This is a genomic window from Imtechella halotolerans (genome assembly GCF_028743515.2).
GTDB lineage: Bacteria > Bacteroidota > Bacteroidia > Flavobacteriales > Flavobacteriaceae > Imtechella > Imtechella halotolerans.
Window position 1 is genome coordinate 401,837 of sequence record NZ_CP117969.2, and the last position, 16,764, is coordinate 418,600.

At 37.0% G+C, this 16,764-nt stretch carries 11 protein-coding genes; 5 read left to right on the plus strand and 6 right to left on the minus strand.

Going from position 1 to position 16,764, the window contains the following annotated elements:
• Window positions 1-114 precede the first annotated feature (114 nt).
• The gene (locus PT603_RS01880) at window positions 115-1,653 is read left to right on the plus strand and encodes a bifunctional ADP-dependent NAD(P)H-hydrate dehydratase/NAD(P)H-hydrate epimerase (protein ID WP_008238586.1); all 1,539 of its coding nucleotides are present in this window, start codon (window positions 115-117) and stop codon (window positions 1,651-1,653) included.
• A gap of 68 nt (window positions 1,654-1,721) precedes the next feature.
• Window positions 1,722-3,236: a histidine ammonia-lyase gene (hutH, locus tag PT603_RS01885; RefSeq protein ID WP_008238587.1), complete on the plus strand. Its 1,515-nt coding sequence runs from the start codon at window positions 1,722-1,724 to the stop codon at window positions 3,234-3,236.
• Here hutH and PT603_RS01890 read toward each other — a convergent pair.
• The 4 genes from PT603_RS01890 to PT603_RS01905 form a co-directional block, all read right to left on the minus strand.
• Window positions 3,233-3,619 carry a hypothetical protein gene (locus tag PT603_RS01890; RefSeq protein WP_008238588.1) on the minus strand — a complete coding sequence of 129 codons (387 nt, stop codon included), beginning with the start codon at window positions 3,617-3,619 and terminating at the stop codon, window positions 3,233-3,235. The two genes, hutH and PT603_RS01890, sit on opposite strands and share 4 nt — an antisense overlap.
• 69 nt (window positions 3,620-3,688) lie before the next feature.
• Window positions 3,689-4,078 carry a hypothetical protein gene (locus PT603_RS01895; RefSeq protein ID WP_008238591.1) on the minus strand — a complete coding sequence of 130 codons (390 nt, stop codon included), beginning with the start codon at window positions 4,076-4,078 and terminating at the stop codon, window positions 3,689-3,691.
• Between the two features lie 119 nt (window positions 4,079-4,197).
• On the minus strand, window positions 4,198-5,580 hold the full coding sequence (gene rimK, locus PT603_RS01900) for a 30S ribosomal protein S6--L-glutamate ligase (RefSeq protein ID WP_008238593.1): 1,383 nt from the start codon (window positions 5,578-5,580) through the stop codon (window positions 4,198-4,200).
• Window positions 5,581-5,715: 135 nt separating this feature from the next.
• Complete coding sequence (locus tag PT603_RS01905) at window positions 5,716-8,268, minus strand: ATP-dependent Clp protease ATP-binding subunit (protein WP_008238594.1); 2,553 nt, start codon at window positions 8,266-8,268, stop codon at window positions 5,716-5,718.
• Between the two features lie 262 nt (window positions 8,269-8,530).
• On the opposite strand from PT603_RS01905, the gene gyrA reads away from it, so the two are divergent.
• Both gyrA and PT603_RS01915 read left to right on the plus strand, forming a co-directional pair.
• Window positions 8,531-11,074 (plus strand): DNA gyrase subunit A, encoded by a 2,544-nt coding sequence (gyrA, locus tag PT603_RS01910; protein WP_008238596.1) that lies wholly within the window; start codon window positions 8,531-8,533, stop codon window positions 11,072-11,074.
• A gap of 23 nt (window positions 11,075-11,097) precedes the next feature.
• Window positions 11,098-12,363, plus strand: coding sequence for a tetratricopeptide repeat protein (locus PT603_RS01915; protein WP_008238598.1), 1,266 nt, complete (start codon window positions 11,098-11,100; stop codon window positions 12,361-12,363).
• A gap of 90 nt (window positions 12,364-12,453) precedes the next feature.
• Here the strand turns inward: PT603_RS01915 and PT603_RS01920 are convergent, their stop codons facing one another.
• Entirely contained in the window at window positions 12,454-13,200 is a 747-nt protein-coding gene (locus tag PT603_RS01920; RefSeq protein WP_008238599.1) for a C40 family peptidase, read from the minus strand.
• A gap of 87 nt (window positions 13,201-13,287) precedes the next feature.
• Entirely contained in the window at window positions 13,288-14,466 is a 1,179-nt protein-coding gene (locus PT603_RS01925) for an acetyl-CoA C-acyltransferase (RefSeq protein WP_008238601.1), read from the minus strand.
• Window positions 14,467-14,666: 200 nt separating this feature from the next.
• On the opposite strand from PT603_RS01925, the gene PT603_RS01930 reads away from it, so the two are divergent.
• Complete coding sequence (locus tag PT603_RS01930; RefSeq protein WP_008238603.1) at window positions 14,667-16,709, plus strand: HD family phosphohydrolase; 2,043 nt, start codon at window positions 14,667-14,669, stop codon at window positions 16,707-16,709.
• The last annotated feature ends 55 nt before the right edge of the window (window positions 16,710-16,764 follow it).

A 16,764-nucleotide genomic window follows, 5' to 3' on the forward strand; every position in this document is an offset into this window, starting at 1 on the left:
TGTGCACTAAGACATTAATTGTAATAGGTTCAAAAGTAGGGACTTTGACAGAATAATAAAAACGGTTCGTCTATTTTTACAAATAATTCATATTTATCGTAATTTTTTTAAAGAATGAAAATATTGAACGCCTCAGCTTTGCGAATGGCTGATGAATTGACAATTGAAAAGCAACATTTGTCCAGTTGGGAGCTTATGGAAAGAGCTTCAAAACAAGTGTTTAACTGGTTGCATGGGCGCTTGCAAGGTGCACCTGTAACGATACATGTTTTTTGTGGGGTTGGAAATAATGGAGGTGATGGATTGGCAGTCGCTCGTCTTTTAGCCCAACATGGCTATACTATAGAAGTCTATATTGTTAGTTTTAGTGACCAACGTTCCAAGGATTTTATTACCAATCTTACTGGAATAAAAAATATGAAGATATGGCCTAAAGCCATTCATACAGAAGAGGACTTCCCGGAATTGACTCCTAATGACATTGTTATTGATGCCATTTTTGGTATAGGTCTGAATCGAGCTCCAAAGGATTGGGTAGCATCGTTGCTGATGCATATCAATGGTAGTGGTTCATTTGTGTTAAGTATTGATATTCCTTCAGGCCTATTTATGGATAGAGTTCCTGAGGATCCAAAGGCTGTAATTGTCGCTCATCAGGTCCTTTCTTTTCAGACTCCTAAATTGGTCTTCTTTTTACCTCAAACAGGAATCTATGTCAAAAACTGGGAGGTATTAGACATTGGATTAGATCTTGAGTATTTAGCCTCTGTGGAAACTACTTCGTTTTATGTGGATAAGAACATGGCTCGAGGATTATATAAAGTGAGAGATAAGTTTTCCCATAAAGGGACCTATGGTCATGTTTTAATGGTGGGTGGTAGCTATGGAAAAATTGGATCAATGGTACTTTCTTCTGAGGCTGCGCTAAATTCAGGAGCTGGCCTTGTGACCTCATTTTTACCATCTTGTGGCTATACCATTATGCAGACAGCTATGCCTGAGGTGATGGTGATAACGGATGCCAATGAGAAGAAGATTACCCAAGTAGAATATGATTTCACCCCTTCTTCCGTAGGGATAGGAATGGGGATGGGGACAGCGGCTGAAACTGTAAGAGCCTTTTCCGAGTTTCTTACCAAAATAAGTTTTCCTATCGTAATTGATGCGGATGCATTAAACATACTAGCCTCTCACCCGGAATTATTGAGAAGTGTACCTGAAAACTCTGTTCTTACTCCCCATCCTAAAGAGTTAGAACGGTTAGTGGGTGAGTGGAAAAATGATTTTGAAAAACTAAAAAAAGTTAGGGAGTTCAGTAAAAGATATAAGGTAATTGTTGTTATCAAAGGCGCTCATACCATAACAATCTTCCAAAAAGAAAGGTTTATTAATTCTACTGGAAATCCGGGAATGGCAACGGCTGGCAGTGGAGATGCACTCACGGGTATTATTGCTGGTTTGATGGCTCAAAAATATTCACCACTTGAGGCTGCAGTCTTTGGGGTCTATCTGCATGGATTAGCGGGGGACTTGTCCGTTGGTAAAAATGGATGGGAAGCATTAACTGCAACAGAGATCATTGATTTTATTGGTGATGCCTATCTCTATTTGTTTCAATCTGAGAATGAAACTATCCAAGATGAAGATCACTAAATAGCTTGAAAAATATATTTGCATAATCCCTTTTGAATGTGGAATTTTGATCCACAAAAATTAATCGCATGAATACTGTACACTACATTAATTCTAATGTGCTAGGCATAGAAGATATCGATCATATCATTTCTAATCATATGTCGTTAGCTCTTTCTGAAGAAGCCAAGCTGAATATAGAAAAATGCAGGACTTATCTCGATACCCGAATGAAGGAAGATGATCGACCAATTTATGGTATCAATACAGGATTTGGGGCGCTTTGTAATGTTAAGATCTCCAGAGATCACCTAACTAAACTACAAGAAAACCTTGTAATGTCTCATGCTTGTGGAATGGGAGATAGGGTGCCAGATGCAGTTGTGAAAATTATGTTGTTGCTTAAAATTCAATCGTTAAGCTATGGTCATAGTGGAGTTCAGTTGATTACTGTGAAACGATTGATTGATTTTTTTAATAATGATGTACTACCAGTAGTCTTTACTCAAGGGTCTCTTGGTGCTTCAGGGGATTTAGCACCATTAGCACATCTTTCATTGCCATTGTTGGGTAAAGGAAAAGTGCGCATTCAAGGAGAAGAACTGGAGTCCACAATTCTTATGGAACGTTTTGGTTGGGAGCCAATAGTACTGCAATCTAAGGAAGGACTAGCGCTACTTAATGGTACCCAGTTTATGGCCTCTTATGGGGTTGCTTCACTTATGAAGGCCTATCGTTTGTCTTATTGGGCGGATTTAATAGGAGCCGTCTCTTTGGAAGCGTTTGATGGCCGTAAAGAACCATTCAATAAATTAATACACCTTATACGACCACATAGGGGTCAAATAAAGACAGCTGAGCGAATGTTGAGTTTTCTGGAAGGGAGTGAACTTATTTCCCAAGAGAAAAAACATGTTCAAGATCCTTATTCCTTTAGATGTATCCCTCAAGTTCACGGGGCCACTAAGGATACCTTACGCTTTGTAAATAGTGTGTTTAAGACAGAGATGAATTCTGTAACCGACAATCCAAATGTATTTGAAGAGGAGGATGAAGTGATTTCAGGTGGAAATTTTCATGGGCAACCATTGGCCTTAGCACTTGATTATTTGAGTATTGCTATGGCTGAGATTGGTAATATTTCAGAGAGGAGGACCTATCAATTAATTTCGGGATTACGTGAACTTCCAGCGTTTTTAGTGAATGATCCTGGTATCAACTCTGGTTTAATGATTCCCCAGTATACAGCTGCTGGAATTGTCAGCCAAAATAAACAATTAGCTACTCCAGCTAGTATTGACAGTATTGTTTCTTCAAATGGTCAGGAAGATCATGTAAGTATGGGTGCTAATGCCGCTACCAAATGTTATGCAATATTAAACAATGTTGAAAGAGTTTTAGGTATTGAGTTGCTCACGGCTTGTCAGGGTATAGAGTTTAGAAGACCACTAAAAAGTTCACCTATAATTGAAGAAGTGGTACATTCTTTTCAGCAGGTGGTGCCGTTTGTAGAAGTTGACAGACTTTTACACAACGACATGCAAAAGGCTGTCACCTTTCTGCAGCAACATCCGTTAACAGGAATATCTTTGTATGAGGATTAATAAGAAGATTCGGTAAACTCTTCGATTTCTTTTTTTATCCAGTCAATAGCTGATTCTATGTTATCAAAATCCTGAAACTTGCGTTTCCAAAACATTTTTTCAACCTCAATACTCAGTTTTTGCGCCTGAGTATGGTATACGATGCCTATGGCCTTGAGGTTGACAAGTTTTTCAGTTTCTAGATAAATAGTAGGGTCAACAGAATAGGAATGCCTTCTGTAAGAGATGTATCCAAATGGAGCATCATTGAAGTGCGCCTTACACGCTTCTAAAAATAGTTGGTTTTTGAAAGCGTTAAAAGAAATACCTTCAGTTATTACGCCTACAACGTAGTATTCATGAAACTGAAAGGTTCCAAAGTCAAAATTGTGTGTAATTATCATCTTGGGGCTGATGTTTAATAATGGCACAAGTATAGCAATAAAATTGTAAGAAGGAAAATAAAATTATACTTACAAAATAGTTTCTACCCAAGCAATCGCTTCGGGAACGGTCTGGAAAATTTCTAACGGTTTTTGTAGAAAGTGCTTTTCTATTTTAATATTATAATAATCAGTTTCTTTGGAGGAAACAATAGCAAACGCCTTTAAATTTTTTATGTGACTCACTTCTAGATAGATAATGGGGTCAACCGAGTACGAATTTCTTCTTAGGGTGATGTATGCAAAATTTTTATGGCGGAAATAGATTTCAGAAATATTTACTATTTGAGCGCATTTTTCCATGTCTAATACGATCTCTTCATTAATTTCTGCAAGCATAAAATTATTGTAGATATGGATTTTCCCAAAATCTAACAGTACTTCTTTTAAATACGTAGTATGTATGCTGGGGGTAAGCATATAGAATAATTTTATACTACAAAAGTAAAGGCACTTTATCATGTATTAAAAAAATATAGATAAAGTGCCTAAATACAGTTTTTTGTATCTAAAATACGATCTTATTGTAGGAAAAAACTTTATCGTATCTTATTGTCCCAGTTTAAGTTACGTTCAATAGCTTTAATCATTAAAGAGGCTATGTCTTTTTCGGTGGCGGCCTCTATTCCTTCCAATCCTGGGGATGAATTTACTTCTAATAATAGAGGACCTTTACTTGACCTAATAATATCTACTCCCGCTACTTTTAACCCCATTGCCTTAGTCGCTTTAATAGCAATTTTCTTTTCTTCTGGAGTTATTTTAATTATTGATGCTGTTCCACCTAAGTGAATATTGGCTCTAAATTCACCTGGCAGTGCTTCTCTTTGCATTGCTGCCACAACCTTACCATCTATGACAAAACAACGAATATCTTTCCCATTGGCTTCTTTAATAAATTCTTGTACAAGGATATTCGCATTTAAACTTTTAAAAGCATTTATTACACTTTCTGCTGCTTTTTTTGTTTCAGCTAAAACAACTCCCTTTCCTTGTGTGCCCTCTAAGAGTTTTACTATGAGCGGGGAACCACCCACCATTTTAATAAGATCATTCGTGTCTAGTGGCGAATTTGCAAATCCTGTGGTTGGAATATCTACCCCATTATTAAGAAGTAGTTGTAGTGAGAAAAGTTTATCCCGAGATTGACTAATGGCGGCAGCAGAGTTTAAACTAAATATTTTTAACGCCTCAAATTGTCTTGTGAGCGCACAACCATAAAAGGTCATACTTGGACGAATTCGCGGAATTACGGCATCTAGGTCATTTAGGATTTTTCCTCCTCTATAATGTATTTCAGGATTTTTCGCATCCAATTTCATATAGCAATGTCTAATGTTGAAAAACATTACCTCATGCCCCAAGCGTTCTCCTGCTTCTATTATACGTTTGTTGCTGTATAAATCCGGATTGCTAGCAAGAAGTCCAATTTTAAGTCCCTGCTTTTCTTGGTGTTTTTCTCTATAAACCTCCTTCTGTTTAAATTCATCAAGGTCTCCATGTAAAAAGCTACTTTCTGGGTCCACCAAAATTCTTCCTATCATTGCTTCTCGTCCAAGAAGCATACGATATCCCATGGAATCCCGGTTTGTAAGAGTTAGTTCTATTTCCCACGAATGTTCACCAAAATATAGGAAAGTCTTAATTACATATCGATTTTCGCGAGTTCCGCTCGAACTTTTCACGATACGTTTATCAATTATTTCTGCCTCGCAATGAATTAATGTTCTGCCATTTCCTTGAAGTGGGTATACATCAAAACGTACCCAATGTTCTCCTTCTTTTATAAAAGGGTGGATGTTAACTGCATGCAGAGATGATGTTTTTGCGCCACTATCTACACGTACTTTAATGGCGGGAATATTCAGTTTAGGAAGTTTGACCCATTCTTCACTTCCAACAACGAGTTTGTCATTAATCATAATAAAGGGAATGTAATATTACGAATGTACTAAAGATTTGGTTTTCCAATGTCATTTTTACATAAAATTAATAGTGCCTTAAAGCAAAAAAAAGCAGCGTATCTACGCTGCTTTTGTGAGAGAATAAAAGTGATATTATGCTTCAGACGGATTTTCAGCTTTTTGGATTTTAATAGTGAGCTCATCAGTAGCCTTATCTAAATCCATATAAATACTGTCTCCTTCTACTAATTTGTTAGATACAATTTCTTCAGCCAATGCATCTTCAATGTATTTTTGAATAGCCCGGTTAAGAGGTCTTGCCCCGTATTGCTTATCAAATCCTTTTTCAGCTATGAAGTTTTTAGCTTTCTCGCTAAGGATAAGATGGTAGCCAAGGTCTTTTATACGAACAAATAATTTAGCTAATTCGATATCAATAATCTTGAAGATATCTTCTTTTTCAAGAGTGTTGAATACGACAACATCATCAATCCTATTTAGAAATTCAGGTGCAAAGGCTTTCTTAAGTGCACTCTCGATCACTGACTTTTGATGACTGTCTGCTTGTGCCATTTTGGCAGCAGTTCCAAATCCAACTCCTTGTCCAAAGTCTTTAAGTTGTCTTGCGCCTATGTTTGAGGTCATGATAATGATACAATTTCTAAAATCAATCTTTCGACCTAAGCTATCGGTTAAATATCCATCATCTAAAACTTGAAGAAGCATATTGAAAACATCTGGATGTGCTTTTTCTACTTCGTCAAGTAGTACCACTGCATAAGGTTTTCTACGAACTTTTTCGGTTAGTTGTCCACCTTCTTCATATCCGACATACCCAGGAGGCGCTCCTATAAGTCTTGAAATGGCAAATTTTTCCATATATTCACTCATGTCAATACGGATTAGTGCATCTTCAGAGTCGAATAATTCTTTTGCCAAAACTTTAGCGAGTTGAGTCTTACCTACACCTGTTTGACCCAAGAATATAAATGATCCAATGGGCTTGTTAGGGTCCTTAAGGCCAGCTCGGTTTCGTTGTATGGCTTTAGCTACTTTATTAACTGCTTCATCTTGTCCAATCACCTTTCCTTTTATTAGTTCAGGTAATTTGGAAAGTTTGTTCATTTCAGTTTGAGCAATGCGGTTTACAGGTATACCACTCATCATCGAGACAACATCAGCTACATTGTCTTCGGTAACAGTCTCTTTGTGAAGCTTTGATTCTTCCTCCCATTTTTCTTGAGAAATTGCTAAATCTTTTTCGATACGTTTTTCATCATCACGTAGTTTTGCTGCCTCCTCATATTTCTGCTTTTTGACAACTGAATTTTTAAGTTCACGAACTTCTTCTAGTTGTTTCTCAAGTTCTAATATTTGTTTAGGAACATCCATATTTATAATGTGAACACGAGATCCAGCTTCATCTAATGCGTCTATTGCTTTGTCTGGAAGAAAGCGATCTGTAAGGTAGCGATTAGTGAGTTTTACACAAGCCTCTATCGCTTCATCAGTGTAGGTTACATTATGATGATCTTCGTATTTTTCTTTGATGTTATGAAGGATTTCAATGGTTTCTTCTACCGTGGTAGGCTCAACAATTACTTTCTGAAATCTACGTTCTAAGGCGCCATCCTTTTCTATATATTGACGATATTCATCAAGGGTGGTGGCACCAATACATTGGATTTCACCTCGAGCCAGTGCAGGCTTAAACATATTAGAAGCATCCAAGGAACCTGTAGCACCTCCAGCTCCAACTATGGTGTGGATTTCGTCGATAAAAAGTATGATGTCGTCATTTTTTTCTAATTCATTCATGACGGCCTTCATACGTTCTTCGAATTGACCTCTGTATTTGGTTCCTGCCACTAGTGAGGCAAGGTCAAGTGTAACAACACGTTTGTTGTACAAAATCCTTGAAACTTTTTTCTTAATGATGCGCAGTGCCAATCCTTCAGCAATGGCGCTTTTACCAACTCCAGGTTCACCTATAAGTAAAGGGTTGTTTTTCTTACGTCGGCTAAGGATTTGTGAAACTCGTTCAATTTCTTTTTCACGTCCTACCACAGGATCTAGTTTTCCTTCCTCTGCTAAAAGCGTTAAATCACGCCCGAAGTTATCGAGTACAGGAGTTTTTGATTTTTTATTAGTTCGCTGAGCGCTAGGATTGTTAAAAACGTTTTCCTTGGAATCGTCATCGTTACCACCCGAATCGTCAGAAAATGATTCAGCCGAAGGCCCTTCTAAATAGTCATCGTCACTAGTTAGCATGTACTTAAATTGTTCTTTTACGTTGTCATAATCCACTTTTAAACGGTTCAGCAACTTGGTTGTAGGATCGTTTTCATTGCGCAGGATGCACAGCAACAAATGGGCAGTATTGATAGAAGAACTTTGAAAAAGTTTAGCTTCCAAGAACGTTGTTTTTAAGGCCCTTTCTGCCTGCCGTGTGAGATGCAAGTTTTTCTTCTCATTAGCTATTGCTGCCAAGGAGGGATTGGCAGGACTTAAAATTTCTACCTTTCTTCTTAGGTGTTCTAAGTCCACTTCCAATGCGTGAAGTATGTTGATGGCCTTGCCATTTCCGTCGCGTAAGAGGCCAAGCATAAGGTGCTCGGTGCCAATAAAGTCGTGACCCAAACGCAAAGCTTCTTCTTTGCTGTAGGCAATCACGTCTTTAACTCTTGGTGAAAAATTATCATCCATATCTTTTCTCTTTCGTCATTAAAAATACTAAAATCTGATAAATAGGGAGCAAATACTATACCTTATTTAACCTTATATCTGCTAAGTGACAAAAAAAAATGGCAACATCAAAGTAAAAATGATCTGAATTATTAACCGCCAGGGATGTGACTTTTGTTAATAAAATAATGGAAAAAAAGCTCGGTAAAAACCCTTTCAAAAGGGTATAAATTCCGTATATTGGCTCGGTTTATAAAATGACATTTTAATTAAATTTTATACTATGGCAGAAGGAGAAAAACTGATTCCTATTAATATAGAAGATGAAATGAAGTCGGCTTACATCGATTATTCGATGTCAGTCATAGTGTCACGTGCTTTACCTGATGTAAGAGATGGGTTAAAGCCTGTGCACAGACGCGTTTTATTTGGTATGTATGAGTTGGGTGTATTAAGTAACCGCGCATACAAAAAGTCGGCGAGAATAGTAGGAGAGGTTTTAGGTAAATACCACCCGCATGGTGATTCTTCAGTGTATGATACTATGGTTCGTATGGCTCAAGATTGGAGTCTTAGGTATATGTTGGTTGATGGTCAGGGGAACTTTGGATCAGTAGATGGTGATAGCCCTGCAGCAATGCGTTACACGGAAGCCCGTATGCGTAAGATTTCTGAGGACATGCTTGCGGATATTGATAAAGAAACAGTAGATCATCAGCTTAACTTTGATGATTCATTAAAGGAACCTACGGTTTTACCAACACGTATTCCTAACTTGCTGGTTAATGGAGCATCAGGAATTGCTGTAGGTATGGCTACTAACATGCCTCCTCATAATTTAGCGGAAGTGGTAGATGGCACTATTGCCTATATTGAGAATAACGACATTGAAATAGATGAGCTAATTAAATATGTAAAAGCTCCTGATTTTCCTACTGGAGGAACTATTTATGGTTACGACGGTGTAAAGGAAGCCTTCAAGACAGGAAGAGGTCGTGTGGTAATGCGCGCTAAAGCAAGTTTTGAAGAGGTAGCTGGTCGTGAATGTATCATTGTGACTGAAATACCATATCAAGTAAACAAGGCTGAAATGATTAAGAAGACAGCTGACTTGGTAAACGATAAGAAGATAGAAGGTATTTCTAACATTAGGGATGAGTCTGACCGAAACGGTATGCGTATTGTGTATATCCTTAAACGAGATGCGATACCTAACATTGTTTTAAATACCCTGTATAAGTACACTGCGTTACAAACGTCCTTCAGTGTTAATAATATTGCACTGGTAAATGGACGTCCACAGTTGTTAAACCTTAAGGACATGATTCACTATTTTGTGGAACATCGTCATGAAGTTGTTGTACGACGTACTGAATTTGAATTGCGAAAAGCTGAAGAAAGGGCTCATATTTTAGAAGGACTCATCATTGCTTCTGATAATATTGATGAAGTTATTGCTATTATTAGAGCTTCCTCTAATGCGGACCAAGCTCGAGAACGTTTAATGGAGCGATTTAGTTTGTCTGAAATTCAGGCAAAGGCAATCGTTGAAATGCGTTTGCGTCAACTTACAGGTCTTGAGCAAGATAAGTTAAGAGCAGAATATGAGGATATTAAGAAATTCATTGAAGATTGTAAAGATATTTTAGCTCGTGTTGAACGTAGAATGGAGATCATCAAAAATGAATTGATTGAGGTAAAAGAAAAATACGGTGATGCACGTCGTTCTCAAATTGAATATTCTGGAGGTGATTTAAGTATTGAAGATATGATTCCAGATGAGCAAGTAGTAATTACTATTTCTCATGCAGGATATATAAAACGCACTCCATTAAAAGAGTATAAAACTCAAAACAGAGGTGGAGTAGGACAGAAGGCCTCCAATACGAGAGATCAAGATTTCTTAGAGCATTTATTTGTAGGTACTAACCATCAATATATGCTATTCTTTACCCAGAAAGGAAAATGTTTCTGGATGAAGGTATATGAAATTCCAGAAGGTAGCCGTACCTCGAAAGGTAGAGCCATTCAGAACCTTATTAATATAGAGACCGATGATAAGGTGAAAGCCTTTATATGTACCCAAGATCTAAAAGATGAGGAGTATATCAATACTCATTTTGTGATTATGGCAACTAAAAAGGGAATTGTTAAAAAGACGACATTAGAAGCCTATTCACGTCCTCGTCAAAATGGAATTAATGCAATTACCGTTCGTGAGGACGATGAACTATTAGAAGCATTATTAACTACTGGTAAAAGTCAGGTAATGCTGGCAGTGAAATCTGGTAAGGCTATTCGTTTTGAGGAAGAGAAAACGCGCCCAATGGGAAGAAATGCCTCAGGTGTTCGTGGAATTTCCTTGGCCGATGAGCAGGATGAAGTAGTTGGAATGATTGCCATTGAAAACCCGCAGGAAGAAACAGTATTGGTGGTTTCTGAAAATGGGTATGGTAAACGTACATTTATTGATGATCCTGAAGATGGAGAAGCGGTATATCGTATCACCAATAGAGGTGGTAAAGGTGTGAAAACGATTTCTATTACTGAAAAAACAGGTAATTTAGTAGCTATAAAGAGTGTAACTGATTCTGATGATTTAATGATTATCAATAAATCAGGAATAGCTATTAGACTTACTGTTGAGGATTTGAGAGTAATGGGTAGAGCAACCCAGGGGGTTCGTCTTATTAATATTAAAGGAGATGATTCTATTGCTGCGGTAGCTAAGGTTATGCGTGAAGACGAAGAAGAAGAAAATGGTGATGAAATGCCTGAAACAGAAAATGGCATGGCTATTGATTCTTCTGATACTAATAATGAATAAATATAACAAATAGCAAAAACAAAATGAAAAAACAGATTTTAATAGGTGCAGCATTGCTGGCTTCTTCTTTGACATTTGCTCAAAAAGACGAACTTAAGGCTGCAGAAAAAGCTCTTAAAAGCGGCAATACTGTAGAGGCTAAAGCTGCTTTAGATCAGGCTCAATCAGCCGCTATCGCAGATCCTAAATATGCTGCTCAATATTACTTTCTAAGAGGGAAGGTTTATTTTGATATGGCTAGCAAAGGTCAAGATAAATTAACCTCCATCTCAGAGGCTGCTAAAGCTTTTGATAAGGTAGTAGAAGTTGAAAATGGAAAGGGTAAATATTCAGTAGAAGTTGAAAAAATGAGAACTGAGGCCATAAATCTTGCTGTAAAAACAGCTCAAGATACCTATACGGCTCAGGATTATGAAACGTCATTTAAAGCCTTTGAGCAGGTATATCGTTTAAGCCCTACTGATACGTTGTTTTTATACAATGCTTCTTTGGTAGCTGTTCAGAGTAAAAATTATGCTCAAGCTCTTGATTATTATTTAGAGTTGAAAAAAATTGGTTATGATGGTTCAGAAGTGAATTTTGTAGCTACCAATAAAGAAACTGGTAAAGAAGAGGTTTTTCCAAATAAATCTCAACGTGATTTGATGGTGAAGACCGGTGAATATGTAGCGCCTAAAGAGAAAAAGACTCCTTCTAAAAAAGGGGAGATCATCAAAAACATTGCTTTGATATATCTAGATCAAGGGAATACGGAAAAAGCCTTAGAAGCATTTGCAGAAGCTAAACAACAATTCCCTGACGACTCTTCTATTATTATCAATGAGGCTAATATTCACTTGCAATTAGGTAATAAGGATAAGTTTAAAGAGTTAATGGCTGAGGCTGCATCTAAAGATCCAAAAAATGCTGATTTACATTATAATATTGGTGTAATTAACATGGAGCAAGGAAATATGGAAGAAGCTAGAGCAGCTTATTTGAGAGCTTTAGAGGTTGATCCTAATTACTTAAACGCAATATTGAACTATTCAACATCATACATCAATGAAGGTAATGCTGTTATTGATGAAATGAATAGCTTAGGAAACTCTAAAGCAGATATCGCTAAGTATGATAAATTAAAGGTTAAGAAAGATGATTTATTCAAAAGTGGTGCCAAGATTTTGGAAGACTATATGGCTAAATCTGGTAAAAAATATCCTGAAGTTTTAGATCAATTAAAGAACATTTATGGCGCACTTGGTGATAATGAGAACTATATGCGTGTTAAAAAGTTAATAGAGCAATAGGATATTTTTACATCTTTTGTTGAGTTAAAAAAACCGCCATTATATCAATGGCGGTTTTTTTTAGTTTACAATTGTAGAGGTTTCTAACTTCTAGAATATCTTTTTAATGACTCTCAGTTTGTGAGTGTAATTTTTAATATCGGTATTAAATATTCCAGAGTGGTCTATGCGATCCATTCTCACTTTTCCATGTGCATGTATGATGTAGTTATCTTGCAATATAATACCTACATGAACAATTTTACCTTCATTATTATCAAAAAAAGCAAGATCACCAGGTTCACTCTCCTCGATAAAACTTAATGGTTCGCCTTGAGTCGCTTGTTGAGAAGCATCACGTAATAGGGCATATCCATTCATTCGATAAACCATCTGGGTAAAACCAGAACAATCAATGCCAAAAGGAGTTTTACCACCCCATAAGTATGGAGCGTTAAGGTACATCATTGCTGATTTTATGAGATTTTCTTTCGCTTGTTTTCCGTTTATTACAGCACCATCATACCTATGTTGTAAAAAATCAGAAGCATGAATACCTGCTCCCATGGGGATGGGAATTAGGTTATCCTTATCATAAATAAATTCAATTAAATCAGATGCGTATACCGCTGGAAGGTTCTGAAACAAATTGTAATTTTCATCTGTAATCTCCAGGTATTGCTTGTTGTCAATCCATCCTTCATACGCATCAAAAGCAATGCGGATGCGGCTCCATTTACTTCTTTTTTCCAATACCTTAAAATGATCACCATATAACAATTGAGTGACCATTTCACTACTGTCGGATGGTTCTAATCGTACTGGAACAATGCTGAGGTTACAAATTCCGTATTGCATTAATATGTGTTTATATCCAAAGCTTTAAGAGCTTATTTAGGCTGTATGTACCGTACCCCTTTATAAAGGGGTATGGTTATACTATTATTATAATTTTTCTATGACCATTGCTGAAGCACCTCCACCACCATTGCAAATGGCCGCTGCTCCAATTTTTCCGTTATTATGTGTTAACACACTAAGTAATGTTACAATAATGCGTGCACCAGAACATCCGAGTGGGTGCCCTAATGAAACAGCTCCACCGTGCACATTCACCTTTTCATCTGTGAGTCCTAGGATTTTCATATTGGCAAGTCCAACAACAGAGAAAGCTTCATTAAATTCAAAATAATCAACATCACTGATGGAGATATTTGCTTTGGCTAATGCTTTAGGCAATGCTTTTGCTGGTGCAGTTGTAAACCATTGAGGCTCTTGAGCTGCATCGGCATAGCCTCGAATTACAGCAAGTGGGGCAAGACCTAATGCCGTGGCTTTTTCTCGACTCATTAAAACTACTGCTGCGGCACCATCATTAATGGTAGATGCATTTGCGGCTGTAACTGTCCCTTCCTTGGTAAAAGCAGGTCTTAATGAAGGTATTTTGTCAAGCACTACATTTTTAAATTCTTCATCTTCTTTGAAAAGAACAGGTTCACCACGACGTTGAGGAACTTCAACAGGAACTATTTCATTGTCGAACCTGCCTTCACTCCAGGCTTTAGCGGAACGCTTATAGGATTGAACGGCAAAGGCATCCTGATCTTCTCTTGAGAAATTGTATTCAGTGGCACAAGCATCCGCACATACACCCATGGCATTTTTGTCATAAGCATCTGTAAGTCCGTCTTTTTGTAGGCCGTCTTCAAGTGATGTGGGACCAAATTTCACACCATTACGCATATGTATATAGTGAGGTATAAGGCTCATATTTTCCATTCCTCCGGCTACAACTATTTCGGCATCCCCAAGAGCGATTGCTTGGGCACCTTGCATAATGGCTTTCATACCACTGGCGCATACTTTATTAACCGTCGTACAAGGTACTGTATCTGGTAGTCCAGCATAAATAGCGGCTTGACGAGCTGGAGCTTGTCCTTCCCCTGCCTGTACTACATTTCCCATGAGAACTTCATCTACAAGTGAAGGGTCAAGGTTTATTTTTGCTAAAGCACCTTTGATAGCTACAGCTCCTAATTGAGGCGCAGGAATACTTGAAAGGCTTCCTAAAAAGCTTCCAATAGGTGTCCTTGCAACTGATACGATAACTACTTCTTTATTCATTGTGAATGTATTAGTATGATTTATAAAGTTTATTTATAGTGGTTTACAATAAAAAATGTATTCATAAACCAGTACATCTTCTATTTCAAGAAGCTGTTGCGAATTTAGGTATTTTTGAAAGAAAAGCATAGGAAACCTGTTTTTAAAATAGTGTATGTACTGGTATATTTTTTCTATTTTTGGAGAGAAATCCTCTTCTGATGAAAAATTTTTGGCACAAACTTTATTCAAGTCAATCTACTATTTATAAAGTTGTTCTCTATGTTACGGCAGTAGCTTTTATTGTTTATTTTTTTCCAAAAGGAGGGAAATTCAAGTATGAATTTCAAAAGGGAAAGCCGTGGCAATACGAGACTTTGTATGCGCCATTTGAATTTGCCTTAAAAAAATCTCCAGCGCAGTTACAAGAAGAGGAAGCACGCCTTGCTACGGAAGTGGAAACGTATTATAAGAGGGATGTATCTGTTATTAATCAAGTGACAGAAGCTTATCAAAAGAGATTCTCTCATTATTTTGTTGATAGTATCCCTAAAGACAGTCTAGACAGGCTTTATTTACAAGGGCTCGATTTTATTGCATTTCTATATAACAAAGGGGTTTGGTTGAATGATATTCAATCTAATGATCGTATTTCCGTTATAGGTAGTAATAATGAAGTGGTTGATTTCCCTATAGACAGTTTGGTTAATTTACATACGATAGAAGTTACTACCAACCAATATTTTTCTGAATTCCTGGATGATTCCTACAAGAAAGCTTATGCTGAATTGTTTTTTGAAATAACCTTGCCAAACATTACAAAAGACCAAGCATTTACCCAAAAAGCATTAGAGGAGCGCAAGAAAAGTATTGTACTTACACGTGGATTTGTTGAAAGAGGTCAGCTTATTATTGCCAAAGGTGAGGTCGTTGAAGGCAATCGACTTGCTATGTTAGATTCCCTCCAGGAGGAGTTTGAATCTGTTGTATGGAATGCCAATAATTATTACTGGGTATTGGCCGGATACACCCTCTTAGTGGCTCTTGCTTTGTTTATGTTACTATTATACCTTCACAAATACAGAAGCTTCATTTATCAGAATAATACCAAAGTGACCTTGGTATTCTTCAATATTGTATTTATGGTTTTTTTAACCACTCTTGTTGTACAGTATAATGCAGATTATGTATTTGTGGTCCCTCTATGTTTATTACCATTGATATTAAAGGCCTTTTTTGATGCTCGTACTGGTTTGTTTACCCATGTGTTAACCATTCTTCTGCTTGGATTTGTGGTGCCAAATAGTTTTCAATTTATTTTCTTGCAAATTATTGCTGGTATTGTAACTATTCTTACTGTTTCAGAATTGTATAAAAGAGTTAACTTATTCATATCTGTTGGTCAGATTACAGCCGTGTATATAGTGTCATTTGTTGCGTTCCATATTGTGTATGAAGGAACTGTTAGCACCTTAGATTATTATGTGCTGGGTTTATTCATCCTTAATGGATTGGCTACCTTATTTGCTCAACCGCTTATTTATATTTATGAAAAGGTATTCGGGTTAGTTTCTGATGTTTCTTTATTAGAATTATCCGATACCAATTCCAAAATTATGAAAGAGCTGGCTGAAAAGGCTCCTGGAACCTTCCATCACTCTTTGCAGGTAGCTAACTTGGCTGAGGCAGCAGCCAATGAAATAGGAGCAAATGCTATGCTCGTTAGGGTAGGAGCCCTTTATCATGATATAGGGAAAATGGAAAACCCCATGTACTTTACAGAAAATCAAAAAACGTCTGTAAACCCGCATGATGAGATGGATGCATATAATAGTGCTCAGTTAATAATCAAACATGTCATAGACGGTATTGAGCTGGCGCGAAAGTATAAATTACCGGATCGCATTATTGATTTTATTCGTACACATCATGGTACTACGTATGTGTATTATTTTTATAAGAAACAATTAGAAAGCGGAGATGACTTTTCAGAAGAAGATTTTAGGTATCCTGGTCCAATCCCTTTCTCAAAGGAAACGGCTATCTTAATGATTGCAGATTCGGTAGAGGCTGCCTCAAAGAGTTTAAAAAACCCCACATACGGTATGATAGAAGAGTTTGTGGAAAGGATTGTAGCCAAGCAAATTGATGAACATCAATTCGAAAATGCGGATATTACATTTAGAGAAATACAGTCCGTAAAGAAGATTTTAGTTCAAAAACTAACAAATATCTATCATTTACGAGTAGAGTATCCAGAGTAATTGTTTGGTATTTAAAAGATTGTAAAAAAAATAAAAAAAAGTTGTAAAAATAGTT

Bases quoted from the DNA above. Each gene is read 5' to 3' on its own strand.
- PT603_RS01930 (WP_008238603.1), top strand. From the start codon at position 14,667: ATGAAAAATTTTTGGCACAAACTTTATTCAAGTCAATCTACTATTTAT.
- PT603_RS01880 (WP_008238586.1), top strand. From the start codon at position 115: ATGAAAATATTGAACGCCTCAGCTTTGCGAATGGCTGATGAATTGACA.
- PT603_RS01920 (WP_008238599.1), bottom strand. From the start codon at position 13,200: ATGCAATACGGAATTTGTAACCTCAGCATTGTTCCAGTACGATTAGAA.
- hutH (WP_008238587.1), top strand. From the start codon at position 1,722: ATGAATACTGTACACTACATTAATTCTAATGTGCTAGGCATAGAAGAT.
- PT603_RS01905 (WP_008238594.1), bottom strand. From the start codon at position 8,268: ATGGATGATAATTTTTCACCAAGAGTTAAAGACGTGATTGCCTACAGC.
- rimK (WP_008238593.1), bottom strand. From the start codon at position 5,580: ATGATTAATGACAAACTCGTTGTTGGAAGTGAAGAATGGGTCAAACTT.
- gyrA (WP_008238596.1), top strand. From the start codon at position 8,531: ATGGCAGAAGGAGAAAAACTGATTCCTATTAATATAGAAGATGAAATG.
- PT603_RS01890 (WP_008238588.1), bottom strand. From the start codon at position 3,619: ATGATAATTACACACAATTTTGACTTTGGAACCTTTCAGTTTCATGAA.
- PT603_RS01915 (WP_008238598.1), top strand. From the start codon at position 11,098: ATGAAAAAACAGATTTTAATAGGTGCAGCATTGCTGGCTTCTTCTTTG.
- PT603_RS01895 (WP_008238591.1), bottom strand. From the start codon at position 4,078: ATGCTTACCCCCAGCATACATACTACGTATTTAAAAGAAGTACTGTTA.
- PT603_RS01925 (WP_008238601.1), bottom strand. From the start codon at position 14,466: ATGAATAAAGAAGTAGTTATCGTATCAGTTGCAAGGACACCTATTGGA.